Annotated in this window: 25 protein-coding genes, 1 tRNA gene and 2 pseudogenes; 18 read left to right on the forward strand and 10 right to left on the reverse strand. The window is 58.0% G+C overall.

Features of this window, described 5'->3' with window-relative positions:
• The first annotated feature begins 15 nt into the window (after positions 1 to 15).
• Positions 16 to 92, forward strand: a tRNA-Met gene (locus tag BLU28_RS24760).
• Positions 93 to 282: 190 nt separating this feature from the next.
• Here the strand turns inward: BLU28_RS24760 and BLU28_RS24765 are convergent.
• Positions 283 to 497 (reverse strand): annotated as a pseudogene (locus BLU28_RS24765) (IS3 family transposase); the annotation flags it as partial.
• 23 nt (positions 498 to 520) lie between these two features.
• The gene (locus tag BLU28_RS24770; protein ID WP_022563261.1) at positions 521 to 1,471 is read right to left on the reverse strand and encodes an AraC family transcriptional regulator; all 951 of its coding nucleotides are present in this window, start codon (positions 1,469 to 1,471) and stop codon (positions 521 to 523) included.
• Between the two features lie 96 nt (positions 1,472 to 1,567).
• Between BLU28_RS24770 and BLU28_RS24775 the strand changes: the two genes are divergently transcribed.
• Entirely contained in the window at positions 1,568 to 2,320 is a 753-nt protein-coding gene (locus tag BLU28_RS24775; protein ID WP_022563260.1) for an SDR family oxidoreductase, read from the forward strand.
• A gap of 87 nt (positions 2,321 to 2,407) precedes the next feature.
• On the opposite strand, the gene BLU28_RS24780 is transcribed toward BLU28_RS24775, so the two are convergent.
• Positions 2,408 to 3,139 carry an SDR family NAD(P)-dependent oxidoreductase gene (locus tag BLU28_RS24780; RefSeq protein WP_077985892.1) on the reverse strand — a complete coding sequence of 244 codons (732 nt, stop codon included), beginning with the start codon at positions 3,137 to 3,139 and terminating at the stop codon, positions 2,408 to 2,410.
• A gap of 81 nt (positions 3,140 to 3,220) precedes the next feature.
• Here BLU28_RS24780 and BLU28_RS24785 point away from each other — a divergent pair, with 81 nt between their 5' ends.
• The 5 genes from BLU28_RS24785 (at position 3,221) to BLU28_RS24805 (ending at position 6,159) form a co-directional block, all read left to right on the forward strand.
• Positions 3,221 to 3,613: a winged helix-turn-helix transcriptional regulator gene (locus BLU28_RS24785; RefSeq protein ID WP_022563258.1), complete on the forward strand. Its 393-nt coding sequence runs from the start codon at positions 3,221 to 3,223 to the stop codon at positions 3,611 to 3,613.
• Between the two features lie 130 nt (positions 3,614 to 3,743).
• Positions 3,744 to 4,373, forward strand: a complete 630-nt coding sequence (locus BLU28_RS24790) for a hypothetical protein (protein WP_022563257.1) — start codon at positions 3,744 to 3,746, stop codon at positions 4,371 to 4,373.
• A gap of 259 nt (positions 4,374 to 4,632) precedes the next feature.
• Positions 4,633 to 4,944 carry a hypothetical protein gene (locus BLU28_RS24795; RefSeq protein ID WP_022563255.1) on the forward strand — a complete coding sequence of 104 codons (312 nt, stop codon included), beginning with the start codon at positions 4,633 to 4,635 and terminating at the stop codon, positions 4,942 to 4,944.
• Between the two features lie 178 nt (positions 4,945 to 5,122).
• The gene (locus tag BLU28_RS24800; protein WP_022563254.1) at positions 5,123 to 5,512 is read left to right on the forward strand and encodes a hypothetical protein; all 390 of its coding nucleotides are present in this window, start codon (positions 5,123 to 5,125) and stop codon (positions 5,510 to 5,512) included.
• Between the two features lie 248 nt (positions 5,513 to 5,760).
• Entirely contained in the window at positions 5,761 to 6,159 is a 399-nt protein-coding gene (locus BLU28_RS24805) for a hypothetical protein (RefSeq protein ID WP_022563252.1), read from the forward strand.
• 277 nt (positions 6,160 to 6,436) lie between these two features.
• Here the strand turns inward: BLU28_RS24805 and BLU28_RS26455 are convergent, their stop codons facing one another.
• Positions 6,437 to 6,601: a hypothetical protein gene (locus tag BLU28_RS26455; protein WP_158454200.1), complete on the reverse strand. Its 165-nt coding sequence runs from the start codon at positions 6,599 to 6,601 to the stop codon at positions 6,437 to 6,439.
• A 398-nt stretch (positions 6,602 to 6,999) separates the two neighbouring features.
• Positions 7,000 to 8,079: a LacI family DNA-binding transcriptional regulator gene (locus tag BLU28_RS24815; RefSeq protein ID WP_022563250.1), complete on the reverse strand. Its 1,080-nt coding sequence runs from the start codon at positions 8,077 to 8,079 to the stop codon at positions 7,000 to 7,002.
• A gap of 237 nt (positions 8,080 to 8,316) precedes the next feature.
• On the opposite strand from BLU28_RS24815, the gene BLU28_RS24820 reads away from it, so the two are divergent.
• From BLU28_RS24820 to paoC, 11 genes and pseudogenes are all read left to right on the forward strand, one after another.
• The gene (locus BLU28_RS24820; RefSeq protein WP_003521644.1) at positions 8,317 to 9,294 is read left to right on the forward strand and encodes a substrate-binding domain-containing protein; all 978 of its coding nucleotides are present in this window, start codon (positions 8,317 to 8,319) and stop codon (positions 9,292 to 9,294) included.
• 116 nt (positions 9,295 to 9,410) lie between these two features.
• Positions 9,411 to 10,901 (forward strand): sugar ABC transporter ATP-binding protein, encoded by a 1,491-nt coding sequence (locus BLU28_RS24825; protein WP_064263709.1) that lies wholly within the window; start codon positions 9,411 to 9,413, stop codon positions 10,899 to 10,901.
• Positions 10,894 to 11,907: an ABC transporter permease gene (locus BLU28_RS24830; protein WP_006697919.1), complete on the forward strand. Its 1,014-nt coding sequence runs from the start codon at positions 10,894 to 10,896 to the stop codon at positions 11,905 to 11,907. The genes BLU28_RS24825 and BLU28_RS24830 overlap by 8 nt, the downstream gene beginning before the upstream one ends.
• Positions 11,907 to 12,902 (forward strand): ABC transporter permease, encoded by a 996-nt coding sequence (locus BLU28_RS24835; RefSeq protein WP_077985890.1) that lies wholly within the window; start codon positions 11,907 to 11,909, stop codon positions 12,900 to 12,902. Before BLU28_RS24830 ends, BLU28_RS24835 begins: the two co-directional genes overlap by 1 nt.
• Position 12,903: 1 nt before the next feature.
• The gene (locus BLU28_RS24840; protein ID WP_022563246.1) at positions 12,904 to 13,752 is read left to right on the forward strand and encodes a sugar phosphate isomerase/epimerase family protein; all 849 of its coding nucleotides are present in this window, start codon (positions 12,904 to 12,906) and stop codon (positions 13,750 to 13,752) included.
• 26 nt (positions 13,753 to 13,778) lie between these two features.
• Positions 13,779 to 14,444: a nucleoside triphosphate hydrolase gene (locus tag BLU28_RS24845; protein WP_022563245.1), complete on the forward strand. Its 666-nt coding sequence runs from the start codon at positions 13,779 to 13,781 to the stop codon at positions 14,442 to 14,444.
• 66 nt (positions 14,445 to 14,510) lie between these two features.
• The gene (locus BLU28_RS24850; protein WP_022563244.1) at positions 14,511 to 15,380 is read left to right on the forward strand and encodes a D-psicose 3-epimerase; all 870 of its coding nucleotides are present in this window, start codon (positions 14,511 to 14,513) and stop codon (positions 15,378 to 15,380) included.
• 276 nt (positions 15,381 to 15,656) lie between these two features.
• A pseudogene (locus BLU28_RS26695) lies at positions 15,657 to 15,749 on the forward strand (GFA family protein); the annotation flags it as partial.
• A 262-nt stretch (positions 15,750 to 16,011) separates the two neighbouring features.
• Positions 16,012 to 16,647: an aldehyde dehydrogenase iron-sulfur subunit PaoA gene (paoA, locus tag BLU28_RS24860; protein ID WP_034497711.1), complete on the forward strand. Its 636-nt coding sequence runs from the start codon at positions 16,012 to 16,014 to the stop codon at positions 16,645 to 16,647.
• Positions 16,644 to 17,594 carry an FAD binding domain-containing protein gene (locus BLU28_RS24865; protein WP_022563240.1) on the forward strand — a complete coding sequence of 317 codons (951 nt, stop codon included), beginning with the start codon at positions 16,644 to 16,646 and terminating at the stop codon, positions 17,592 to 17,594. The genes paoA and BLU28_RS24865 overlap by 4 nt, the downstream gene beginning before the upstream one ends.
• A 5-nt stretch (positions 17,595 to 17,599) precedes the next feature.
• Positions 17,600 to 19,804: an aldehyde oxidoreductase molybdenum-binding subunit PaoC gene (paoC, locus tag BLU28_RS24870; RefSeq protein ID WP_077985889.1), complete on the forward strand. Its 2,205-nt coding sequence runs from the start codon at positions 17,600 to 17,602 to the stop codon at positions 19,802 to 19,804.
• Between the two features lie 369 nt (positions 19,805 to 20,173).
• On the opposite strand, the gene BLU28_RS24880 is transcribed toward paoC, so the two are convergent.
• The 5 genes from BLU28_RS24880 to BLU28_RS24900 are packed head-to-tail and all read right to left on the reverse strand — an operon-like array spanning position 20,174 to position 25,177.
• Positions 20,174 to 21,421, reverse strand: a complete 1,248-nt coding sequence (locus BLU28_RS24880) for a glucarate dehydratase family protein (protein WP_022563238.1) — start codon at positions 21,419 to 21,421, stop codon at positions 20,174 to 20,176.
• Between the two features lie 8 nt (positions 21,422 to 21,429).
• Positions 21,430 to 22,215 (reverse strand): sugar phosphate isomerase/epimerase family protein, encoded by a 786-nt coding sequence (locus BLU28_RS24885; RefSeq protein WP_022563237.1) that lies wholly within the window; start codon positions 22,213 to 22,215, stop codon positions 21,430 to 21,432.
• Entirely contained in the window at positions 22,212 to 23,246 is a 1,035-nt protein-coding gene (locus tag BLU28_RS24890) for a hydroxyacid dehydrogenase (protein WP_022563236.1), read from the reverse strand. Before BLU28_RS24890 ends, BLU28_RS24885 begins: the two co-directional genes overlap by 4 nt.
• Complete coding sequence (locus BLU28_RS24895; RefSeq protein ID WP_022563235.1) at positions 23,243 to 24,412, reverse strand: SGNH/GDSL hydrolase family protein; 1,170 nt, start codon at positions 24,410 to 24,412, stop codon at positions 23,243 to 23,245. Before BLU28_RS24895 ends, BLU28_RS24890 begins: the two co-directional genes overlap by 4 nt.
• Before the next feature lie 15 nt (positions 24,413 to 24,427).
• Positions 24,428 to 25,177, reverse strand: coding sequence for an SDR family NAD(P)-dependent oxidoreductase (locus BLU28_RS24900; protein ID WP_077985888.1), 750 nt, complete (start codon positions 25,175 to 25,177; stop codon positions 24,428 to 24,430).
• Between the last annotated feature and the right edge of the window lie 18 nt (positions 25,178 to 25,195).

The raw sequence follows: 25,195 nt of genomic DNA on the forward strand, positions 1-25,195 counted from the left end.
GCCGAATGCGCTGGACGCGGGGTGGAGCAGCCCGGTAGCTCGTCAGGCTCATAACCTGAAGGCCGCAGGTTCAAATCCTGCCCCCGCAACCAAAACCCTACGCTACAGTATCCCACAATAGCCAAAAAAACTACGATCCAGCGCGCTAAACAGCTACGATCAAGAAGGCAAAATTCTCGTCTTAACAAAGCTCCTCCGCGTCAGCGTCGAGGAGCTTTTTGTGTTTCTGTTGCGTGTCGATCTCTTAACCTCCATGACCTTTGACCCTGTCCCCAGACTTTGTCCAGTTTTGAGTTCGCTCCAGCGGTTTGGGTTGCTGTATTCTGGACGGTAACGGCGGGTTGAGGTGCGGATCCATTATCGCAGCACCTCATCACGTCACGTCGCGGGTTGATTGTCTGAGCGAAGAACTCGGCGGATGTCAGCCACCGGAGTCCAGAGTTTAGTCGATCATCGTTGGAATCGCTGCGCCAGTTTGAAAGCGCTGGTCGGGCGTATTGTCGATAGGCCAACTGCATTGTTATAATTCTGTCAGTGGCCGTAGCAATCGGTTGTTTCCTGCCTCGCCGTTCTGTGCGGCCATACGGGCGTATCGAGCAGGAGGGATGCCGGTGCGTCGGGCAAAAGCCACGCTGAACGTACTTGCTGATCCATATCCCACCCGCTCGGCTACATCGTCGATTGCGAGATCACCACTCCGCAAGAACTGCCTTGCCAATGCCATACGCCATGTCAGCAGGTATTCCATCGGCGCAACCCCGACTATTCGGTTGAAGCGCGCAAAAAATGCCGAACGGGAGAGCGCCGCCTCTTTAGCGAGATCAACGACGGTCCAGGGATGGCCGGGACGGTCATGCATAGCCCGAAGTGCCGCCGAAAGGCGCTCATCACCAAGCCCTCTGCCGAGGCCCTGTGCAGAATTGGTGTCGGTTGAGGACCGTAGTGCCTCGATCAACAGCACCTCGATAAGTCGTTCCAGAACCGGTTCGCGCGCTGCGCGCCGTTCCTGCGTCTCCTCGTCGATCAACTGCATCAACGTCGCAAGCCGGGGTTTGTCGCGAACCAGAATCACGTCCGGCAACAAAGAAACGAGCAGGGCCGCATCCGGCGTGCCGAAGCTGCAATGTCCGATACGCATTCGTAGCGCGGGTGGGCCGTCATGTGGTCCCACACGAAAATGTCCCTCATTGATCTTTGTCGGGACCGTTGCCGGCAAGTCGGCTGTGGCGTTGGAGCTTTCATTGACGAGATCGCGCATGGCAGGCGCGAGAATGAAGTCTCCGGCCTGCAGGATAAACGTTTGTCGGCCACCGAAAGTGACCCGGCATTGCCCTTCCAGGATGGCACAATAAAACGGCTCGCCTGTGCCGTCACGACGTATACGCCATGCACCGGCGCACTCCACCAGTTTCGAAGCCCGGGCGGCGGGTTGCAGGAGTGTGACGATCTCGGTGAGCGGGTCTGTTGTCATATCCAGGACTATTACTAAAGAAATGAGGAGCCTGGAACATATAAAGTCTCCCTTCGGGTCGCTACCATAATGACACAGCCACTTATGGAGAAAATAATGCCCGCAATTCTGATAACCGGTTGTTCCTCGGGCTTTGGCCTGGAAACTGCAAAACTGTTCCTTGAAAAAGGCTGGGACGTGATCGCCACGATGAGAACGCCCGACGAAAGCTTACTCCCAGCGTCGCGGCGTCTGCGTGTTCTAGCACTCGATGTCACCGTCCCGGACAGCATCTCACAGCTTGTGAAGGCAACGGGTCAGATCGATGTTCTCGTCAATAACGCCGGGTTCGGAGCACCATCTCCTGTCGAACTGACTGCATCCCAGACCGCACAGGCACTCTTTCAGACGAACACGATAGGCACTCTGGCGATGATCCAGGCCCTCGGCCCGCAAATGCGTCGTCGCCGGGCTGGCGTCATTATCAACGTTACGTCCTCGGTCACACTGAAACCGCTACCGGTCATCGGGGTTTATCGCGCCAGCAAGGCCGCAGTGAATGCGCTCAGCGAGTCCCTTGCGATTGAAATGGAGCCCTTCGGCGTTCGCGTCCACATCGTTTTGCCCGGACGTTCGCCGGAAACGAGTTTTGGCGCCAGTGCCCGCCCACACCTGCGCGGCATGGACGATGCGGACTATGCGCCTCTTTTGCACCAGTTCGTCAGGAATGTTCAGGACGACAAGGGCCCTGTGACCCACGCGCGCGATGTCGCGGAAGCGATCTGGAAGGCTGCCACCGATCCGTCTGCGCCACTGCGCATACCGGCAGGTGCAGACGCAGCGCTATGGATGGCTGAGGCGGGCCTGTAATCAGCGAAATTGCGATCCGTCGCTTCTCTGTCGAGCGTTTGCTGTACCCGGTCATTCCAGATCGGGTACAGCGTTTCGAATTCTGGCTCAGACCTGCCGCAAGCCGCCATCGATGCACAGTTCGGCACCGGCGATGTAACTCGCCTCATCGCTTAACAGGAACAAGGCAGCTGCAGCCACCTCGGCGGGTTGCGCCATCCGTCCCATCGGGATCGGAGCGACAATGGCCGCGCGCATGTCTGGCTGAACCGCAGCCATCATTTCCGTATCGGTTGGGCCCGGTGCGACGACGTTAACGCGTATACCCTTGGATACCAGTTCTGCAGTCCAGGTTCGTGCATAGGAACGCACGGCTGCCTTGGTCGCAGCATATGTGCCATAGGAAGCATAGCCGCCGCTGTCTGCAATTGATCCGACGAGGACGACTGAGCCGCCGTCCCTCATCGCCGGCAGAGCCGCCTGGAAGCCGAAGACCATTCCTCGAACGTTAACGTCGAAGTGGCGGTCAAAGTGTTCAGGCGTTATCTCCGTGATCTGGGCGGGCTCGGAAAGACCGGCGTTCAAGACCAGCGCGTCGATACGGCCGTGTTCCCTTCTCACTTTTTCGACCGCCTCCCGCATATCTTCGGGGAGCGCGGCATCGGCGACAATGCCGACCGCACCATGACCGATGGCAGTTGCCGCCCTTTTGGCATCTTCGCTTCGGCGACTGGTGATGAAGACCATCGCTCCTTCGGCCGAAAGCCGCTCTGCAATTGCCAAGCCGATACCCTTGGCGCCCCCGACAATCAGGGCAACCTTGTTACTCATCCGAGCCATCGTAAGTCCTTTCAATTGATGGTCGCTGCATGATATACATTAGATATCTGGTATCAATTACGCACCTTAAGTAGCCTAGATATGGACGAGTATACTGACCTTGAAGCACTTTCTCAGTGCGCCCTTAGAGACATGGCGCAGGTTCGCCCCGTGCTCGACAAGATCGCGGACAAATGGACAATCCTGATCCTGACGGTGATTTGTCCCAGGCCCTCGCGCTTCAACGAGATCAAGCGCCGTCTCGACGGTATCACCCACAAGGCCTTGGCCGATGCTCTAAAGAGGCTTGAGCGGAACGGTCTTGTGACGAGGACCGTCCTGCCGACCCAGCCGGTGGGTGTAGAATACGCGATCACCCCTCTGGGCCATTCTCTGCGGCAACCGTTTGAGGCCCTGTGCTCATGGGCAGTAGCTAATGGCGATAAGGTCGAGGCCGCTGCGCTTCTTTATGACAACAGGGCAAATCATCGCTGATATCGCGATGGCCGCAGAGCCATACCCCCGCTAAGCAGGACGTTTCCGATAATCGTAGGCTGGTTCGGATCTGCGGTCGCCGAACAGTTCACCTCGTTGAACGAGAGGAGATCGGCACTATCTAGGAGAGATGCGGAAACTCGAGAAGAGCGATATCGAACTGATCAGGACGTGGATGTTGTCGCCTGCGGTGACGCTGGGATCGTCCGTGCGAGCGAAAGGCATTCTGCAGGAAATGCAGGCCCGACTGCCTGCGGCTTTGAAGAAAGCGATCAGCCTGGAGGGCAACGAGATCACGCTCGCGATGCCAGCCCGCGACAAAAACGCCTTCGACGCCGCTGCGAGGACCGTGGCCGGCGTGATGATGGAAGCCGAAACTCTTCCGGTGATCCCGCGCGAGATACAGGACATCCTCGCCATCAAGACGAGCGAGCGACATCGCTGGCTCGCGGATGGGCGTCTCAAGAGCGCCGGGACGAGAACCGTGCGGCTGAACGGCCGTGCCCGGCGCATCACCTTCCATGTCTTCGATCCGAAGGTGGTTGAGGACCTTCTCGATCGCGGGGTCGTGGAAGAGTGGCGGGTGGAGGACGCTGAGGCGAAGGCAGAGAAACGACAGAAAGCCGCCTATCAGAGGCGGCTGGCTCGATCGCTCAAAAAGAAGATGAAACCGGGAGAAAAGGCGGGTCAAAAGGTCGACGAAGGTGCGGCCGACCTTCGTGGATGGGGAGAGTTCGATCGGGATGGGTTCCTTCGCTAGGCAATCGCACCAAACATGGTGCCTCCAGCGATTTCGAGAGGCTGTCCCTCCAACGTTACGGAACGTTCTGTTGTTATCACGCAGCATTAATCGTGGCCGCGGGCCTGGGTCGACCTTCGCGGAATGGAAGGTGGCATAGACTTCCGGCCGGGACATAATGGAAGCCGCGCCAGCACAATGTGGGAGAAACTTCTGATTGAGGGAACAAACAGGGCAAAATCCCCGTTGCTCGTCACAATAATTTCTCTGGAGGCGCGTCATGAGACTCAAGCTGGCTTTAAGCGTGGTTCTAAGCGTTACCTTTACGGCGGCAGCGGCGGAAGCGCGGACCCAATTGCATCTTTACGGTACCGTTCCGGTGACGGGTAACCATGTACTGGAGATGGCCTATCAGGCAGCCCTCGACAGATGCAGTTTCGAACGTTACCCATCATATGGCGACGTGGGTTTCTATGCAGGTGCCTATGGCTCCGCCCACGTGCGCAGTTGCATGTATCGCAAGGGTTTCGTTTTTGAGAATGGTGAGCCTTTCGCATATCCTGTGAGAAAAGCGACCTACCTTTCATGGTGACGAGATCACGAAGCGTCTGACGGCGGAGCGCCCGAGGGTTGCAATCTCGGAGTGAGGCCGTCTTCGCAATTCACAAGTTGCGGGTTTCAGGAGCATGTGATTTTTCAGTCGAGTGGCCCGAATCCGTATTGAAAACCGGCGGCAGAGTATCGATTTCAGGGGTAACCTGGAGGTCGGAATGATCTACGTTATTTTCGCGTTGTGCGCGCTCGCGGTAACATTCTTTGCCTGTCGGTATTTCGCCGCCAAGGCTCTCCTTGTCGAACGCGAAATCGACAAAGCGATCGCAAGGCGGTTTGAATCGAGCGGAAAGGTTATCGAACTGGCGGAGCTGCGAGAGGAAAACGCGGTCATGCGTAATCTTCTGCTGGACCTTCTGGAAAACGAAGCCGTTTTTCCAGTCCAGTCAGCACCTCCATCAAGGGTCGATTTGCGCAGGATGGGCGCCGCAAAGGTCCAGAGGTATCGCGAAATACTTGCTGAAAGTCAGTACGTCTTGCAACAGCGTGGAGCCATTGGGGTCTTCGAAGACCATGGCGCATTCAAGGACGATCAACGCAGGTCTTGAGTTTAGGAACAGCTCACGGAGCTTCCTCGTGGGAGTGCGGTAGGAAGAAAGGCCTGAAGTTTTCCTTGTAGAGCGAGGCATCTTCACGCTCCTCGATTGCTTTACCCGATGCGACCGTCTGACGAACCGGTTCTGCGTGGACTCCATCTGGAATTCCCGACGTGTTTTGACTATCAGGGTAGCGCCTCGCGTCGCAGCTGAAGCGAAGCAAAAAGTGTATTCGCATGAGAGCTGACAAAGGAATCCGGATGTCGATCACTGTACAGAGAACAATTCCTGCCGAGCGGATGCGCCAGTTCCATCAGATGGTTGATCGCTGGCTGGAAGAAGGTCCGATCAAGCTCGCGACGAACGCAACGATAACCGCCATGGAGAACGCCGGCATCCCAAAGGCCGAACAGGCAGCGATCATCGAGGACCGCGACATCATCATGAAATACAATATGCGCCTCGGTGTAATCAGCGAGGTTTTCGGCCCCGCCATCGAGAAGGCGGTGGGGTCGTACCGCTCGGGAAGTGAAGCACAGGACGAGATCGCGCGTTTGATTGTAACTGCCATGGGTCTCCGGCAGGACGATGACAGCGAACTGGTGACGTTCACCTTCACGACCCAGAGTGAGGCAGATGTATTCGAAAATGCCACTTGAAACATCAAATTCTGCCCGCCGCGCGCGGTCGCCTGCGAATCAGAGCTTGTGAACGTGACCGTCAATGCGGCCGAAGGGCAGGCAAGATTAGCTCGGGCCTCTATCGATCAATCCATCAATCGGAAAGCGCGACTGGAAACCGATATCGAATTGCCAGACGGATCGTTGGAAGCGTCTCCATAAATTTCGATCGTGACCGGCTCGTCCGCGACATAGATCATTATGTAGCCAACTTCATTCGACGTTCCTTCTGCGGTTCAGATGCATATGCATCCCTCTAGTCGAACGCGCGCAACTCGCGCCGCATCAGGAGCCACCATGTCAGGGTCAAGAGAATGCCGATCACAGCGACGAATATGGCGCTGAACGAAAACGATACCCAGCGCATGAGCCCGACAGTCAACGCCGCACCGATGCCTATGCAGATCTCCTTGATGAACATGGTTTTCTGCCGGACAGAATAGTAGTCGATATGACCAAAGGTACATTCTGCCAGCGAAATCAGGAACACCCAGACCACAGCGCCGGTGAATGTATGGACGTGGAATGCACCCGGAAAAGCCAGACCGCTGAAGCGAACTGCGGTTTCGTCGGGCTTTCGGCAGGTCGGATTCCGTATGCGAAAGCGGCGGTCATCTTGTCGAGTTTACGAGAGGTTGCCGACTGATCTGCGGGGCGAAAGGAGATACTCGTGGATGAAAACAGCCTCGACGTCCATCTTGCGCCGATCACCAGGCGGTCGCCGAGGGTGCATTCGTCAGCCATGGCGCTCCAGTGCTCCAGCCGATTGAAATCTATCGCGACGCGCCGACCGTTGAGGTCACGTGGCATTACGCATGTTCATCGCGCCATGCGGCGCAATGCCAGGGGGTCCCATATGTCGTCGAGCGGACCTTCGAGAGCGGTTCGCGGCGAAATGAGCGTCGGTTCGATAATGGTGACTTCGGGTTCGGTCCGGTTCTCTGCCAGAAGTTCGAACCCCTTGTTGAGCATTTGCGCTATATCGGGCTTGATCATGTAGACCGGGAACGGAAGGAACGATGCGAAGGGGTCGTAGTCAAAACAGCCGACAACGATATCGCCAAACGCCTCGCCGTCATGGCGCCCCATGAAGCGCAGCAATCCTTCGAAATTGATCGATGAATTGACGAAGAAGCAGCGGGGCAGGCGGCCTTTGCGTTCAAAGAAACGTTCGAAAGCGAGTTCCGTCATGCGTGGTGAATAGCCGGTGATTTCGATATCGTCCCCGTTATCGACCCCGAAATAGGCGGCCTTGGTGGCGTGGAAGCCATCTATACGGGCGCGGCTGGCGTGGTCGTCATGACCGCCGAACAGGATGACGTCGTCAGGGCCGAGAGGTCCGTGTTTTTCCGCATGGGCAAGGATTGCCGATGTCAATATTTCCGCACCATGTCTGTTGTCGGAAATGACCGAGGGTACAAATTTGCCGGGAAGGTCAATATTGACATGCGGCAGTGCTGCGCGGGCGCAGACCTGGTGCACGCCGTCGGGATCGGTCGCGCCCGCGATGAAGAGTGCATCGATCGAATAGGCGATCAGGGTCTCCACCGTGCGGCGTTCTTCTTCAGGATCGCGCCGCCCCGATACAACCATCGGCGAAAGGCCGCGCTTGCGTGCCTGTCCCTCGAATGTTTGTGCCATCGAGGAAAAGAACCGGTTGTCATAAATCGGGACCAGTAGGCCAATAAGTCCGGATTTCGAGCTCCTCAAACCTCTCGCCTGCAGGTTGGCGGTGTAGCGGTGCGTCTTGGCGAGCGATAGAATTTTGTTGGCCGTTTCCTCGGAAATCCGCCTTTTTCGCCATGATCCATTCAGGACGGCGCTGACCGTCGACGCTGATGCGCCGGACAATATCGACAAGTCGTATATAGTGGCCTTCTTGGAACTCATGCCCGTCATTGTGATCTCCCCAACTGATTCTAATTATTAGAGTAGGCGTCCCCTTGACGGAAGGGAGCTTCATGATATGGTTATTGCACCATCGATTGTGCAAGTTGGCAATATCGATTGTGCAAGATGGTTGCTGTGGGAGTGGCAAGGGAGAGTCTCGAATAAGCGAGATGAGAAATTTTGAACGCGCCAGATGAAAAATGGCTGCGGCGGGTTTCGTTTGCCTGTTTTTTGAGGAGGAACATCATGAAGAAAATTATTGCTGCAGCGGTTGGTCTGTCGCTCGCGCTGCTCTCGTCCGCAGCCTTTGCCGAAGGGCCGAAGGTGGGCGTCGTCGTCAAGATCGGCGGCATTCCGTGGTTCAACGCCATGGAGGCCGGGATCAAGGAGCAGAGCAAGAAGCTCGGCGTTGACGGTTTCATGGTCGGCCCGACTAGCGCCGATCCCGCCCTGCAGGTCCGCGCCATCGAGGACCTGATCGCCCAGAAGGTCGATTTCATCGGCGTCGTGCCGAATGATGCCAAGGTGCTGGAGCCGGTGCTGAAAAAAGCCCAGGCCGCCGGTATCAAGGTCATTACCCACGAATCGCCCAAGCAGCTCGGTGCCGACTGGGATTTCGAACTCGCCTCCGCCAAGGGTTTTGGTGAAGCGCATGGCAAGCTGCTGGCGGAGAAGATGGGCGGCAAGGGCTCCTATGCCGTGTTCGTCGGTTCTCTCACCGTTCCGCTTCACAATGCCTGGGCCGATGCCGCCATCGCCTATATCAAGGCGAACTACCCTGACATGAAGCTCGTCGGCGATCGCTACGGCGTGGCGGAGGACCTCGACAAGAGCCGCTCGACGGCGCTTGACCTTATGTCCGCCAATGCTGACCTGAGCGGTTTCCTCGCCTTCGGCTCGCAGGGACCGATCGGAGCCGGGCGTGCGGTTGAAGAGCGGCGCAAGGATGGCAAGGTCTTCGTCATCGGCCCGTTCTCGCCGGGGCAGGGCGCCAAGCTCATCAAGTCGGGGGCGCTGACGGGCGGCTTCATGTGGAACCCGAAGCAGGCCGGTGAGGTCTTCATCACGCTCGCGGATCGCATCGCCAAGGGTGAGACACCCAAGGCCGGCGACAATATCGAAGGTCTCGGCACCATCAATCCCGAGGGCAACACCATCGTCGTCGATCAGCTTCTGAAGATCGACAAGGAAAGCATCGACAAGCTCGTTTCCATGGGCCTCTGATCCTCCCCAAGGCCAGGGCGTCGCGCGAGGTTTCATACTCGCGCGACGCCTCATCTGGAAAACATGCCGAGCGCCCCGTCTGCAATGCTGCCGCGGCGAAGGAGATTTACGTTATCATGAGCGCAGAACCGCTCCTGTCCCTCAAAAATGTCAAAGTCACCTTCGGCGGTGTTCGCGCGCTGAAGGGTGTTTCTTTCGAGGTCAACCCGGGTGAAGTGCATTGCCTTGCCGGCGAAAACGGCTGCGGCAAGAGCACGCTGATCAAGGTCATAACGGGCGTTTACACGCCCCAAAGTGATGCTGAACTCTATTTCGACGGCAAGCCGATAGCCGCAATGACCCCAACGCTTGCGCAATCGCTTGGCATTCAGGTGATCTGGCAGGATCTGGCGCTGTTCGATGAAATGACGGTGGCTGAAAATATCGGCTTCCAGTACGCGGTGAATGCAAAATACGGGCTGGTCGACAAGCGCGCCATCGAGCAGGCTGCCGAAAAGGCGTTGGCCCGGCTCGGCGTCGAGATCGATCTCGACAGGCCGCTCAAGGAACTGCCCATCGCCCAGCGTCAGATCGTGGCGATTGCCCGCGCGCTGGTCGGTGAGGCACGGCTCGTTTTCATGGACGAACCGACCGCGTCGCTCACGCAGTCGGAAACGGATTACCTGATCGACATCGTCCGCAACCTGTCGGCCTCGGGTGTCGCGGTTGTCTTCGTCTCGCACCGCCTTGCGGAAGTGCTTGAGATTTCAGACCGCATAACCGTTTTGCGGGATGGCTCGCTTGTCGGTGTCTTTCCCGTTGAAGGCATGACCCAGTCACGGGTGACCGAGCTGATGACCGGCCGCAATTTCGACAGTGCCGTCATTGCCGCCGATCACGATGACAAACCCGTCGTTCTCTCGGTGCGCGGGCTGAGCCGTGCCGGCGAGTTCGAGGATGTTTCGTTCGATCTGCGGCGGGGCGAAACGCTTGGCATAACGGGCCTACTGGGAGCCGGCCGCACGGAACTGGCTTTGACGCTGTTCGGCATGCATCGGCCGCAATCGGGTGAAATCCTCATCGATGGAAAGAAGGTGGATTTTCATTCCAACCGCGATGCGATCCGGGCAGGCGTAGCCTATCTTTCCGAGGACCGGCTTTCGCTTGGTCTCAACCAGCCGCAATCCATTGCCGACAATCTGGTCATGGCCTCGCTCGACCGGCTGCTGCGCGGCGGCCTGATCTCACCGTCGAAAAAGGCGGATGTCGTTTCCCGCTGGATTTCTGCGCTCGGGGTGAAGATCGGCCTGCCCGAAGACCCGATCCGAACGCTTTCGGGCGGCAACCAGCAGCGTGTGGCGATCGCCAAGTGGCTGGCGATCGGGCCGAAAATCCTCATTCTCGACGCGCCGACCGTGGGGGTCGATGTCGGCGCCCGCGCCGGCATCTTCGAAATCGTCCGCAAGCTCGCCGCAGAAGGTCTCTCGATCATCGTGATCTCCGACGAGCCGCCGGAAGTTTATTTCAATACAGACAGGGTCATCCACATGGTCGAAGGCCGGTTTCACGCCACCTATGATCCGCGACGCCTGTCGTTGACTGAACTGGAGGCCGCCATCTATGCGTAGGCTCATCCTCGGACATACGACCGAATTTACGCTGCTTGTGGTCATGGTGCTGCTTTGCACGGGACTGTCCTTCGCCACCGACCGGTTCCTCACCATCTCAAACGCCTTCGATGTACTGAATGTCTCTGCGGTCAACATCATCTTTGCGGTCGGCCTGCTTGTGGTGCTGATCTCGGGCGGTATCGACATTTCCTTCGCGGTCGCCGCTTCCGTCGTCCAATATGTGACGGTGCTGGCGCTCAATGCGCTCGGCGGCGGCAACTGGGCGGAAGGTTTCATCATTGCCGGCGCGGTAGGCCTTAGTCTCGGTTTCGTCAACGCTTTCCTCGTCTGGCGGCTCAACATCATTTCAATCGTCGCGACGATCTCCACCTTCAACATCTTCTTCGGGTTGCTGATGTTCTTCACCAAGGGTGTGTCGATCTACGACCTGCCGGAATGGCTGTCCACGCGTGTGGTATTTTACGAACATGAAATGCCTGATGGTTCATGGGTAGAGCTGACGCTGCCGGTCGTGGTCATGATCCTCTGCTGTATTGCAACCTGGTTCATGATTTCGCGCACCACTGTTGGGCGCAAACTTTACGCCTTCGGCGACAACCCGGAAGGTGCTCGCCGCTTCGGCATCAATATCGGCGCGATGCATTACATTTCGTTCGGCTGGCTCGGCCTGATGGCGGGCATTGCGGGTCTTATGCAGGCGCATTATGCGCAGGAAGTGGTGCCCAACGCGCTTTATGGCCGCGAGCTGGATGTTCTTGCAGCAACGGTCCTCGGCGGTGCGCGGCTTGGCGGCGGCAAAGGCTCTGTCATCGGCTGCGTGCTCGGCGTTCTCATGGTGTCGATCACCCAGAACGGTCTTAACCTCATGGGCGTGTCACCCTTTGCCTTCAAGATGATCGTCGGTGCCATCATTCTGATCGCGATCACCCTCTCTTCCACCCGGTTCGACAAGCTTTTGCCGAGTGCGCTTCGCACGTCCACGAGAAAGGGGAGCGCCCAGTGATGAGCAGCCTTGTCAGGAAATTCAACGCCATTTTCGGTGCCGATATGGCTGGACCGGTGATTGCCTTCATCGCAGTCATGCTCATCTTCGGAACGTTCGCGGATAACTTCCTCTCGCTTGCGACATTCGGTTCGGTGGCCTTCCAGCTGCCGGAACTCGGCCTTCTCACGCTGGCGATGCTGCTGCCACTGCTGACGGGGGGGATCAATCTGTCCGTCACCTTCGCGGCCAATCTCTCAGGACTTGCCGCAGCCTGGGTACTCCAGGCCCATGGCGGCGTAGATGCACCGCCGAGCGCCTTTCTCTTCGCCTGCCTTGCTGCATTTGTCACCGGCGGGGCTGCCGGTGCCATGACGGGTGCGGCGATCGCTTATACCCGCGCGCATCCCATTCTGGTGACGCTGTCGATGATGATTTTCCTGCGCGGCCTCGGCGAATTTCTGACGCGCGGCGGTGACGTGTCAGGGTTTCCCGCCTACATGGCGCCGCTTGGCCATGGCACGCTTCTCGGTCTGCCGATCCCGCTTCTGATTTTCGTCGTCGGCGTGGCGCTCTGGCATGTGCTGCTGACGCGCACGAAGCTCGGCTTCGGGCTGTTGATGATCGGCTCAAATATCGAAGCCGCGCGTTATTCCGGCCTCAACACGCGCAAGATCCAGGTGCTCGTCTACACGCTCTCGGGTCTGATGTGCGCGGTCGCCGGCATCATCATGCTTGCCCGTTTCAATTCCGTCCGTGTCGGCCACGGAGAGTCCTATCTGCTGATCACGGTGCTCGCGGCCTTTCTCGGCGGCATCAATCCCTTTGGCGGTTTCGGTCGTGTGCTTCCCGTTTTTGTCGCGCTCATCGTCCTGCAGCTCCTGTCCTCCGGCCTTAATCTTCTCGGCGCCAACCAGCATCTCGCCACGGCCCTTTGGGGTGTCCTGATGATTGTCGTCATGGCGGCGCGCGGCCTGTTCTCCAGCTACTTCGGATCTCTCAGAAAGAAGGTATGACGTGAAAGGCTTCGGTGTTCACGCAATGATGTGGTCTCTGAAATGGGACCACGAAAACGCCAGACGGTCTATCGCCGCTGCTGCGGATTACGGTCAGGATTTCATCGAGATTCCGCTTATCGATATCCCCTCCGTCGATGCAAAACACACGCGCACGCTGCTGGAGAAATACGGATTGCGCGCCGTCTGCTCGCTGGTGCTGCCGGAGCCCGCCTGGCCGTCCATACGTCCCGATGCGGCAATCGACTATCTGAACACCGCGCTCGGCAAGGCCGCCGATATGGGGGCTGAAGCGCTGACGGGTGTCACCTACGGCGGCACCAATGAGCGAACCGGATTTCCGCCGACACAGGGTGAATATGACAACCTGACAAGGGCGCTTTCGCGGGCTGCCGGCCACGCAAAAACACACGGCCTGCAATTCGGCATTGAGACCGTCAACCGCTACGAGAACCATCTGCTCAACTCCGCCGAACAGGCGGTGGCGCTGGTGGAGCGCATCGGTGCGGACAACGTCTTCATCCATCTCGATACGTTCCATATGAATATGGAGGAAAAGGGCATTGCCAATGGCATCATCGCCGCCCGCAACCATCTGAAATACATGCATATGTCGGAAAGCGACCGCGGCACGCCGGGCTGCGGAAACGTTGCGTGGGACGAAGTGTTCTCAGCGCTCGCAGCCATCGGCTTCAAGGGCGTGCTGACGCTCGAAAGCTTCGCCGCGATGCCCAAGGAGGTGGCGGGCGCGATTTCAACCTGGCGCCCGGTTGCGCCCAGCGCCGATGAGGTTCTCGACAAGGGACTGCCATTCCTGCGCGACAAGGCAAACCAGTACCGCATTTTCTGAAAGCACTCATTATCGGGGCAAGTACCTTGAACACTATTGACGATAATGCCCGCGAGATTGTGGGCCTTGCTCTTCAGCGACTGGAAGGGTCAAAGGCCCGGCGTGTGATGGTTGCGATTGCCGGTGCCCCCGGATCGGGAAAATCAACCATCGCCGAGCGTGTGGTCGATGCGTTGAACGCGGGCGAAGGCGTGTCCGCCGCACTGTTCCCCATGGATGGCTTTCATTATGACGATGCGGTGCTTGAGGAGATGAACCGCCGGCCCTTCAAGGGCGCCATCGATACGTTCGATGTTCACGGCCTGCGCCATATGCTTGAGCGCCTGAAGGCCAATCAGGACGATGTCGTTGCCGTCCCCGTCTTTGACCGCGCCATCGAGATCGCCCGCGCCGGTGGCCGCCTGATCCCGCAATCCGTCGATATCATCGTCTGCGAGGGCAATTATCTCCTCGCCGGCCAGTCGCCATGGGATCGCCTCAAGCCGATCTTCGATCTCACTGTCTTCGTTGATGTCGACGAGGACGATCTGCGTGCGCGGCTGCGGGATCGCTGGCGGAGCTTCGGTCTCGGCGAGGGGGAGATCAACCGGAAGGTAGAGGAAAACGATCTCCCCAATGGCCGCTTCATCACATCCACAAGCACGGAGCCGGACCTTCGCATCGGAAATCCGGGAAGCACTCCCGCGTCGTGAAACGGCCCGAAGGGCTGCGCCTCCCCACCCAAAGTCAAGCAAAACAGAAAAGCGAAAGAGACCCCCATGAAACACGGCATCTATTACTCTTACTGGGAACATGAGTGGAGCGCCAAGTTCGGCCCCTATATAGAGAAGGTTGCCAAGCTCGGCTTCGATATCATCGAAGTAGCCGCTCATCACATCAATGAATACAGTGACGCCGAACTCGCCGTCATCAGGCAGAGCGCGAAGGATAACGGCATCATACTTACTGCCGGTATCGGCCCTTCGAAAACGAAAAACCTGTCGTCAGAGGATGCCGCGGTTCGCGCAGCTGGCAAGGCGTTCTTTGAACGCACCCTTACCAATGTCGCCAAGCTCGACATCCATACGATTGGCGGCGCGCTGCACTCCTACTGGCCGATCGACTACTCGCAGCCGGTCGACAAGGCAGGCGATTATGCGCGCGGCGTGGAAGGTATTCACGGCATTGCCGATTTCGCCAATGACCTCGGCATCAACCTTTGCATCGAAGTCCTCAACCGCTTTGAAAACCACGTGCTCAATACGGCTGCCGAAGGCGTCGCTTTCGTCAAGGATGTCGGCAAGAACAACGTGAAAGTCATGCTGGATACGTTCCACATGAATATCGAGGAAGACAGCTTTGGCGAGGCCATCCGCACGGCTGGCCCGTTGCTGGGGCATTTCCATACCGGAGAAAGTAATCGCCGCGTACCGGGCAAGGGCAGGATGCCCTGGCACGAAATTGGCCTCGCCCTGCGCGATATCAATTACACCGGCGCGGTGGTCATGGAGCCTTTCGTCAAGACCGGCGGCACGATCGGCTCCGACATCAAGGTGTGGCGCGATCTGAGCGGCGGCGCCGATCTCGCGAAAATGGACGAGGATGCGCGCAATGCCCTGGCATTCTCCCGTTTCGTCCTTGGCAGCTGATGCCCCATGGCGCGGATGGAGCGGGATGACTTGATCAAGCGTGAGCCCGATCCGCGAGACAAGCGGTCCAGTCTGGTATCATTGACGCAGGCGGCACTTGCGCGGTTGCCAGCTGGCCGCGCTTTTTGCGCCAGGGCAATCCGGGACATGACCAAGGGATTATCGCGGGAAGAGGTGGACACACTGGTGTCTTTGCTTCGGCGGGTGCTTGATAACGTAGAGGCACTTGAGGCGTGAGTAGCTCTCCAAACGCCCTTATATGCACATTGGTGACGCATGCAATGCAAGAGGGTCACCCATGGGGCCGAGATCGCTCCACAAGGGGTCTCGATCTGCCAGTGCGATTGCCAGAGATTAACGGGAACCGCCTAGGAAGCGAGAGCATGCGGCTCGATCGGGACGACGGCTAAAACCGCTCTTCCAGAATTTGGTGTCAAGAACCGATGTCCTGACCCGCCCCACAATCGGGAAGGAGCCTCGATCTCCTAGCCGGTCCTTTCGCGCTATGAACAAGGCCTATCGGGAACTCCTTCTGCTGCTCATTCGTTCACGGGTCAGTTTTCAATGATCCGCGTTCTCGCCCCTTGATGCGAAACCTTTGATTTCTCCAATCGATGAAGTGGAACTGGCGATGCCAGGCACCGGCATATTTGAACTTTCACGCCGAAACTTACTTATATCTTCGGCCGCGACCGTCGCTGCCACCACTGTCACCAGGGGAGCAGCAGCCCAGTCAGGAGGAGAAATCATGAAACACACGTCAAGCGTATCGTTGAAGGTCAACGGACAGGTCCGAGACCTCGATGTTGACAATCGCACGTCCCTTCTCGACGCACTGCGCGAACACCTTCACCTGACCGGAACCAAGAAGGGTTGCGATCACGGTCAATGCGGGGCCTGCACCGTACTGGTCGGTGGACGCCGCATCAACTCGTGCCTCTCGCTTGCCGTGATGCATGATGGTGACGACGTGACGACGATCGAGGGCCTGGGACAGCCCGGCAATCTGCACCCGATGCAGGCGGCGTTTGTCAAGTTTGACGGCTTCCAGTGTGGCTACTGTACGCCGGGACAAATCTGTTCCTCCGTGGCGGTGCTTGAGGAGATCGCGGCAAACATTCCGAGCCATGTCACGCTGGATCTTAACGCGCAGACATCGGTGAGTGAGGGCGAAATTCGCGAGAGGATGAGCGGCAACATCTGTCGCTGCGGCGCCTATTCCAACATTGTCGAGGCTATCGTCGAAGTTGCGGGGACAAAAGCATGAAAGCCTTCACCTACGAAAAGGCCTCATCTATCGAGGCTGCAACCAGGTCCGCCTTTTCGAACTCGCAAGCAAAGTTCATTGCAGGCGGCACCAATCTCCTCGATTTGATGAAACTGGAGATCGAGACGCCGACACATCTGATCGATGTGAATGGTCTCGGGCTCGATACAATAGAAAAGACGTCTGAGGGAGGCCTGCGCATAGGAGCGATGGTTCGCAATACCGACCTTGCCGCCGATCCAATTGTTCGACGTGATTATGGGCTCCTGTCGCGCGCCTTGCTTGCAGGGGCTTCGGGCCAGCTTCGCAACAGGGCAACAACCGCGGGTAACCTCTTGCAGCGAACACGATGTCCATATTTCTACGACACCGCACAGCCCTGCAACAAGCGTTCGCCGGGAAGTGGCTGTTCCGCCATCGGCGGCTTCAGTCGCCAGCACGCCGTGGTGGGTGTGAGTAATAGCTGTATCGCCACGCATCCCAGTGACATGGCCGTTGCCATGCGCGCACTCGATGCGGTTATCGAGACGGTAAAGGTCGATGGTAGCCGCCGATCAATCCGAATCGCCGACTTCCATCGCTTGCCGGGCGATACCCCTGAGATCGAAACGGTTTTGGAAAAGGGTGAGTTTATCACCGCAGTAGTGCTACCGCCGCCAACTGGAGGAAAACAGATCTACCGCAAGGTCCGCGACCGCGCTTCCTACGCGTTTGCTCTGGTCTCTGTGGGTGCAGTCATTCAGCCTGATGGTACTGGCCGGGTGGCAATCGGCGGCATTGCTCATAAGCCGTGGCGCGTGGAAGCTGCGGATGACGAACTCTCAAAGGGAGCGAAGGTCGCAGCGAAAGCTCTCCTCAACGGCGCTCGTCCGACCGAGCAGAACAAGTTCAAGATCGATCTGGTGGAGCGCACACTCGGCGCCGTGATCGCCGAAGCGAGGGGGTAATTGCCATGAAGTTCGATACACCCGCAACGACCAATCCGATCGACCAGCTGAAAATCGTCGGTCAGCCCGTTCACCGCATCGACGGTGAGCTCAAGACAACGGGGCGGGCCATGTACGCCTATGAGTGGCATGATCCGAACCTGGCCTATGCCTACGGTTACCCCGTCGGATCGACCATCGCCAAGGGCCGCATCATCTCGATGAATATCGAAGCTGCCGAACGCGCGCCGGGCGTGCTTGCCGTGGTAACGACGCTTGACGTCGGCAAAATTGAGAAGGGCAAGTACAATACTGCGATACTTTTCGGTGGCGATGAGATCCAGCACTATCATCAGGCGATTGCCGTGATCGTCGCCGAAACCTTCGAACAAGCCCGCGCAGCGGCAGCGCTAGTAAAGGTGGATTACGCGGAAGAACAGGGTAGTTACGATCTCGCCGAGGCGATGGGTTCGGCAGTCAAGCCAAAAGACGCAGGCGGAGCTCCACCCGATACCGCCGTTGGAGATTTCGAAGGGGCGTTCAAGTCCGCCGAGGTAACGTTGGACGAGACCTACACAACGCCGGACCAGTCGCATTCGATGATGGAGCCGAATGCCTCCATCGCCGCCTGGGATGGCGACGAGCTGACGGTCTGGACTTCCAGCCAGATGATCGACTGGTGGCGGTCCGACCTTGCAACGACGCTTGGTGTCGACAAGGAGAAAATCCACCTCATGTCGCCGTTCATCGGCGGCGGCTTTGGCGGTAAGCTGTTCCTGCGTGCCGACGCTGTTCTGGCCGCGTTCGGCGCGAAGGCAGCAAGGCGGCCTGTAAAGGTGGCGCTGCCGAGGCCTTTCCTCGTCAACAACACGACGCATCGTCCAGCAACGATCCAGCGCATCCGCATTGGTGCAGCTCGCGATGGAAAAATAACGGCAATCGCCCATGAAAGCTGGTCGGGCGATCAGCCCGATGGCCAGCTTGAAACGGCTGCCATGCAGACGCGGCTTCTCTATGCCGGTGAAAACCGCATGACGGCGATGCGGCTGGCGACGCTGCACCTTCCCGAGGGCAACGCCATGCGCGCACCCGGGGAGGCGCCCGGACTGATGGCGCTCGAGATCGCCATCGACGAGATGGCCGAAAAGCTCGGAATGGACCCAGTGCAGTTCCGTATCCTCAACGACACACAAGTGGATCCGGAAAAGCCCGAACGTCCGTTTTCGCATCGCGATCTCGTCGGTTGTCTCAAGCTCGGAGCAGAACGGTTCGGCTGGCCGGGGCAAGCTCAACCCGGCTCTCGTCGCGAAGGCAACTGGATGATCGGTTCCGGTGTTGCGGCTGCGTTCCGCAACAACCTTCTGGTGCCGTCGGGCGCTCGCGTCCGTCTGGACAAGGAAGGGGTCGTCACCGTCGAAACCGACATGACGGACATAGGCACCGGGAGCTACACGATCATCGCCCAAACCGCGGCGGAAATGATGGGCCTACCGATTGATAAGGTCGCCGTGCAGCTTGGCGATTCTCGCTTTCCCGTATCTGCAGGCTCCGGCGGGCAGTTCGGCGCGAACTGCTCGACCTCAGGCGTCTACGCAGCCTGTGTCAAGCTTCGGGACGCTATTGTCAAGAAGCTCGGCTTCAACGAACAGGACGTCGTCTTCGAAGATGGTCAGGTCCGTTCCGGTTCGCGTTCGGTTCCGCTGGCCGAAGTGGCGGGTTCCGAAGGGCTCGTCGCCGAAGACACGGTCGAGTGGGAAAAGCTTTCAGACAGTCATCAGCAATCGACCTTCGGTGCGCATTTTGTGGAAGTGGGCGTCGACCTTGCCACGGGCGAGACGCGGATTCGCCGGATGCTCGCGGTATGTGCCGCCGGCCGCATTCTCAATCCGATCACGGCCCGCAGCCAGGTGATTGGTGCGATGACGATGGGCGCCGGTCTGGCGTTGTCAGAGGAACTTGCCGTCGACACCCGTCGCGGGTTTTTCGTCAACCACGACCTCGCTGGCTACGAGGTGCCGGTTCACGCGGACATCCCGTACCAGGAAGTCGTGTTCATGGATGAGACTGATCCAGTTTCCTCGCCAATGAAGGCGAAGGGTATTGGCGAACTCGGACTATGCGGAGTTTCGGCAGCGATCGCGAACGCGATTCATAACGCAACCGGCATCCGCCTGCGACACTATCCGATGACCTTGGACAAGCTTATTGGGGGCCTGCCAGACGTTGCGTAACTGCGCCATGCCCCCGGAATTCGCCATGCTCAAGCCGCTTGGCGTACAGGCGCACGCCGCTGCGTAGGCTCTGAAATCGGCATATGTCCCAAGCCCTCTGTTCAGGTTCAACATCGTCAATCACAAGATGATCCGGAAGGCGGGGTCAAAACGACGCTTATTTTCCTGCCAGTGGGCGCGTGGGTAGATTTGCCAGGACACGCGCGCTCGTCATCAATGGTTCGCCCTACGTCGCCGCCTGATTGATTGCCGAGACAACAGTTCGAATTCTCAGCGTACTCCATGGCGTGCTTGCGTCGCTAACGGTCGCAGTGCAAAGCCGCAGTCCGGAAACCGTCATGCGGATGATGTCGCTCAACGTCTGGGCAGTCACCACCGGGGCACGCGACGTTCGTAATCTGGTTCAAAGAGCTTCATGTAGGCCGTGTCGTCTCGCTCTTTCATGGCCGTCTGTTCGTACAAACCAGCGAATATTGATAGTTTGTGTCGATCTAACGAGATCCCCAATCCTGGATTCTTTGGCACCTCCAGGCTGCCGCGTTCGAAGACAAAAGGGACTCCTTCAGTCACATCAACACCAGTCCAAGGAAAATGCGTATCGCAGTCGTAGCTTAGATTGGGTGTCGCCGCAGCGACATGGGTCATAGCAGCGAGCGTGATCCCGAGATGCGAGTTGGAGTGCATCGACACTCCGAGCCCCAATGTCTCGCAGATTTTGCCGAGATGCGTTGAAGCACGAAGACCGCCCCAATAGTGATGATCGGACAAGACGATTTGAACGGCGTTCTTTCGGAAGGCTCGAGCAATCTGGTCAAACTCAAGGACGATCATGTTGGTGGCGAGCGGAATTGACGTCGCCGCTGCGACCTGTGCCATCTGGTCCATACCGATGACAGGATCTTCGAGATACTCCAGAACGCCTTCCAATTTGCGCGCTATGTAGATAGCGGTGTCGATGGTCCACCCCCCATTGGGGTCGATCCGCAAAGGGTGATCTGGAAAGGCTTCGCGCAGTTTCAGCATCGTCTCGATTTCGAGATCGGGATGCAAAACACCCCCTTTGAGCTTCAGTGACTGGAAACCGTATTTATCCACCATCCGTCGGGCTTCCCCGACCATCTGGTCTGGCGTCAGCACTTCCCCCCATTCGTCCGGTTCTTCTCCAATATGAGCGGCGAATTTGAAAAACAGATAGGCGCTGAAGGGAACCCTGTCGCGAACCGCACCACCAAGCAGGTCACACACCGGTCGCCCGAGCAGCTTGCCCTGAATATCGAGGCATGGAACTTCAAACGCCGAGGCGACAACGTCCGTCAGTTTGTGGTCGGCAACGGCGCTTTTTGCATTGATGCCACCACCACCTGGCAAAGCGGCAAGGACCCGTGCCTTCAATTCGTGAAGGTGAAACGGATCGAGACCGATCAATGATGGAGCCGCACATCTTAGACCGTCCAGTGCTTTGATACTCCCGTAGCTCTCTCCCAAACCAACGGTGCCGTCATCACAGGTGACTTCAATGATGGTTCTCAGGGCGTGAGGCTGGTGAACACCCTTGCAGTTCAGCAATGGTTTGTCGGGAATGGCAACCGGCGTTAGCTGAATGTCGGCGATACGCATAAGTACTCCTATCGCCACCAGGCGCGCGCTGCGATCAACGCGTCATCCAGACGTGGCAGTTCGGGATGCCAGTGGCGCTCCCATTCGAGACTGAGAGGGAGGTGTCGGTCATTCGATCCGACAAACGACAGAAGATCCGCCATGGGGAAGTTACCCTGGCCTGGAAGCACGTAATGGCGTCGGCCGTCGTCTCCCATCTTGCTGTCCTTGACATGTAAATGAACGACATTGTCGACAATATCAGGCCAAAGGCGCTTGATATCGGAACCCTTGGCCCAGGTGTGATGGGTGTCCCATAATATCAGGGCATTTGGCACAAGCCTGATGAAGGTAGAGAGTTGCGTTGCATCCGCTAGAGCATCATGGGTTTCGATCATCAGATCGACATTCAGCCCCCGTGATTGCCGGTCGACCTGCCATTGATCGAGCACTGCACCTGCACGTGTCATCTCGCCGGTCGTCAACCGATTTCCGCCGTCAAATATCCTGAGATGTGCAATGCCTGCCGCTTCCGCCCACGCAATGAAGGGCTCAACGGCAGACATATCGTCGCTATCAAACAACCGGATCGATGTATTGAGGGCCGTGACCTTGAGGTCACGTTGCGCCAGAAACGCAGCAAAGATTGAAGGGCTGCCAAACTCACCCTCCAGTGCCGAAATCAGGTCGACGGAACCGCAAAGCGTGCGCAATTCCACGGACGAAATACCGTGCCGTTTCGCCAGGTCAGCGGTTTCATGCAGGTTGAGTTCAGAGCAGCCAAGCGTGGAAAAACAATAGTTGAAAGCCCTCATGCCATGCGCTCCATGTCATGTTTGCGAACGGGGTAGAGCGGTGGAAGACCCGCAACAAAGCGCTCGATTTCAGTGATTGCGACATCAGAAAGCGCGCGCAATTCATTGCCCAACGCACCGGCGATGTGTGGGGTCAGCACGACATTCGGCAAGTCGTAAAACGGGCTGTCGACCGGTAGCGGTTCGGGTTCCGGCGTATCGATCAGGATCCGCAGGCGACCGGATCGCGCCTCTGATAACAGTGCTTCGTGATCGACCAGCCAGCCACGCGCCGTATTGATGAACACCGTATGGTCGGCCATCAACGCAAGCTCTTGCGCACCAATCATGTGACGGGTTTGCGGCAGGATCGGTGCATGCAGCGAGACGATGTCGGACCATGCGAGAAGCGTATGCAGTTCCATTTTTGTCGAGCCAAGTTCCGTTGCCTCAACCGCGGACAGGAATGGGTCATAAACGCCGATTTCGAAACGGCCCCGTGTCAGCATATCGATGACCAGTCGCCCGATGCGGGAGGCACCGACAATGCCGACCTTGCGGGAATAGCTTCCAAGCCAGGGCAGGTTCATGCCACGGCGGCTGCCAAACCCACCGGTGCCGCGCTCAGCCCGGTGTTCATCTCGCAGGCGAAACACGTCCTTGCTGCACATGATGATGGCCGCATAGGTAAATTCCGCCACCGGCACGGCCATGGCAGGCGCTGCGGTTGTCACCAGAATATTGGAGTTGTCCCAGAATTCAGCAGGCGCGACGACGCGAACGGATGATGCCGCATAGGCCAACATCTTGAGGTTAGGTGCTCGGGCAAGGCGTTCTTTTGTCAGCGAAGGTGTCCCCCAGGCCGCCAGCAGAATGTCGGCCTCGGCCAAAGCCCGGCGACCTTCCTCCGTGTCGAAGTCCGTATAGGGAAATCCGTCAACGATATCGGTCACCGCATTCAGTCGCGCCCATTCGCGCGCGCCGAAAAACCCTTGCGGAAGCTCGCTGCGCATGGCGATCAGCAGCTTCGGCTTTCCACCACCCTTGCTCATGCACACACCGGACTTGAAACGGGCCGTACATCAATGCGCGCAATATCGATGCTGATCGGCTTTGAACCAGCCTGCAGCAGGACATCAAGATATAGCTCCGGCGGTGCAGCACCCGGCCGGAGTTTTAACGGCGGCGTCCGCAAAGCACCTTTCCAATGTGTATCAGGGAAGGGGAATACTGAGCCGTCTTCGGCACGAAAGGGACTTAGCGCACATGCCTCTTGCCCTTCCTCGGCAATATCTTTCAAACGTAGTGTTACGCCGAGAATGCCTGAATGCGCTGGCACGTCGATATCGCAGATTGCCTCAACCCAGTTACCGGTTCCAGGATGCACAATCTGCCCACCAAGACGGTGGCTTTGCTCCAAGCTCTCTGTCAGAGTTTTCGCGGACATTTCGGTTGCCAGATTGCCGGTCGGGTTGTTGACGGCGTCGAAACGATCATCTCTTGGCAAAACGCGGTCTGCCGCACGCGGCACAATGTTTGCGAGATAGCCTGCCAGCAGCTTGCCGACGGCAAAGGCACCGCGCACCGAAAAATGCGTTCCATCGTCGGAGTAACCGGGATAGGGCTCTCCAAACTCGCTGTTCGGATCGACCCATGCTGCGTTCCAGTCGAATACATGGCAATTGGCGTGACTGGCGGCAAATTCAGCACTCTGGCGATTGATCCAGTGTGCCTTTGCGCGTTCGGAGCCATGCGCCGGCCATTTACCCACGCCACGCGCCAGAATGGGCAGCAGAACGACCGTCTTTCCAGCCGCCAGTAAAGTGGACGCAATCCGTGCTCTGGTATCTGCAATTGTCTGGCGCGTTTCCACCATCATATCGTTGGTGCCGGCATCCAGCAGGATCAGATCGAAATCTGATTGCAGCAATCGCGGCAGTCGTCGTTCGATTTCGATCGCCTTCTGGCCAGAGACACCGAAGTTGAGGCCGGCAAAAAACCGGCTGACGCCCGGCCGATTGCTCGGCTCCCAGCCCGCTGGCACCGATGGATCGTGATGGACCGGGCAATGCAGCCTGCCGTGAGACAGAACCTCGGCCCAGCTCATCCAGCCGCGTGCCGATGTCGCAAGCATCCTGGCATCGCCAATGTGGTTTTGCTGGACGAGCGACGTGCCAAGAATGGCAACGCGGCTCGCTCTCGGTAACGATACGGACATGGTTTTACCAGGATATCAGGAGAACAGGACGCCGCCATTGATGTCGTAGCAGGCACCAGTGATGTAAGCGGCATCATCAGATGCAAGGAAGGCCACCAGACCGGCAACGTCCTCACTCGATCCTTCGCGCTTCAACGAAGTCGCACCGGCCACTTTTTCACGTACTTCGGGTTTGGTGAAGGTGTCGTGGAACGTGGTCGAGATCATGCCCGGGCAAACTGCGTTGACGCGAATATTGGGACCAACTTCCTTGGCGAGACCACGTGTGAAGGTCATTACCGCACCCTTGGATGTCGCATAAGCCAGGGCGCCGGGACCGCCGCCGTCACGACCGGCTTGCGACGAGAAGGTCACGATGGAACCGCCTTTTGTCATCTTCGGCACGGCTGCCTTGGCGATGAGGAAAAGCGACGTTAGATTGACATCAAGAACCTGATGCCAGAAAGCTTCGTCCATATCGGCCAGAGATTTCCGGGCAATCAGACCGCCTGCCACATGCACCAGACCGTGAATGTCTCCGAACTTGTCGGTCGCACCGGAAATCGCAACCTCTACATCGGCCGCCTTGGTGAGATCGGCCTTGATGGCCAGTGCCTCGCCACCGAGCTTCTTGATCTCGGAAACGGCCGATACTGCACCTTCCGCCGCGCCGTTATAGGTCAGCACAACATTGGCGCCTTCCCGAGCAAACCGGATAGCGCATGCGCGACCAATATCACGACCTGCGCCTGCGACGACGACCGTTTTGTTTTTGAAACGTAGCATTATGGAAACCTCGTATTG

This window comes from Agrobacterium pusense, from assembly GCF_900102105.1.
GTDB lineage: Bacteria > Pseudomonadota > Alphaproteobacteria > Rhizobiales > Rhizobiaceae > Agrobacterium > Agrobacterium pusense.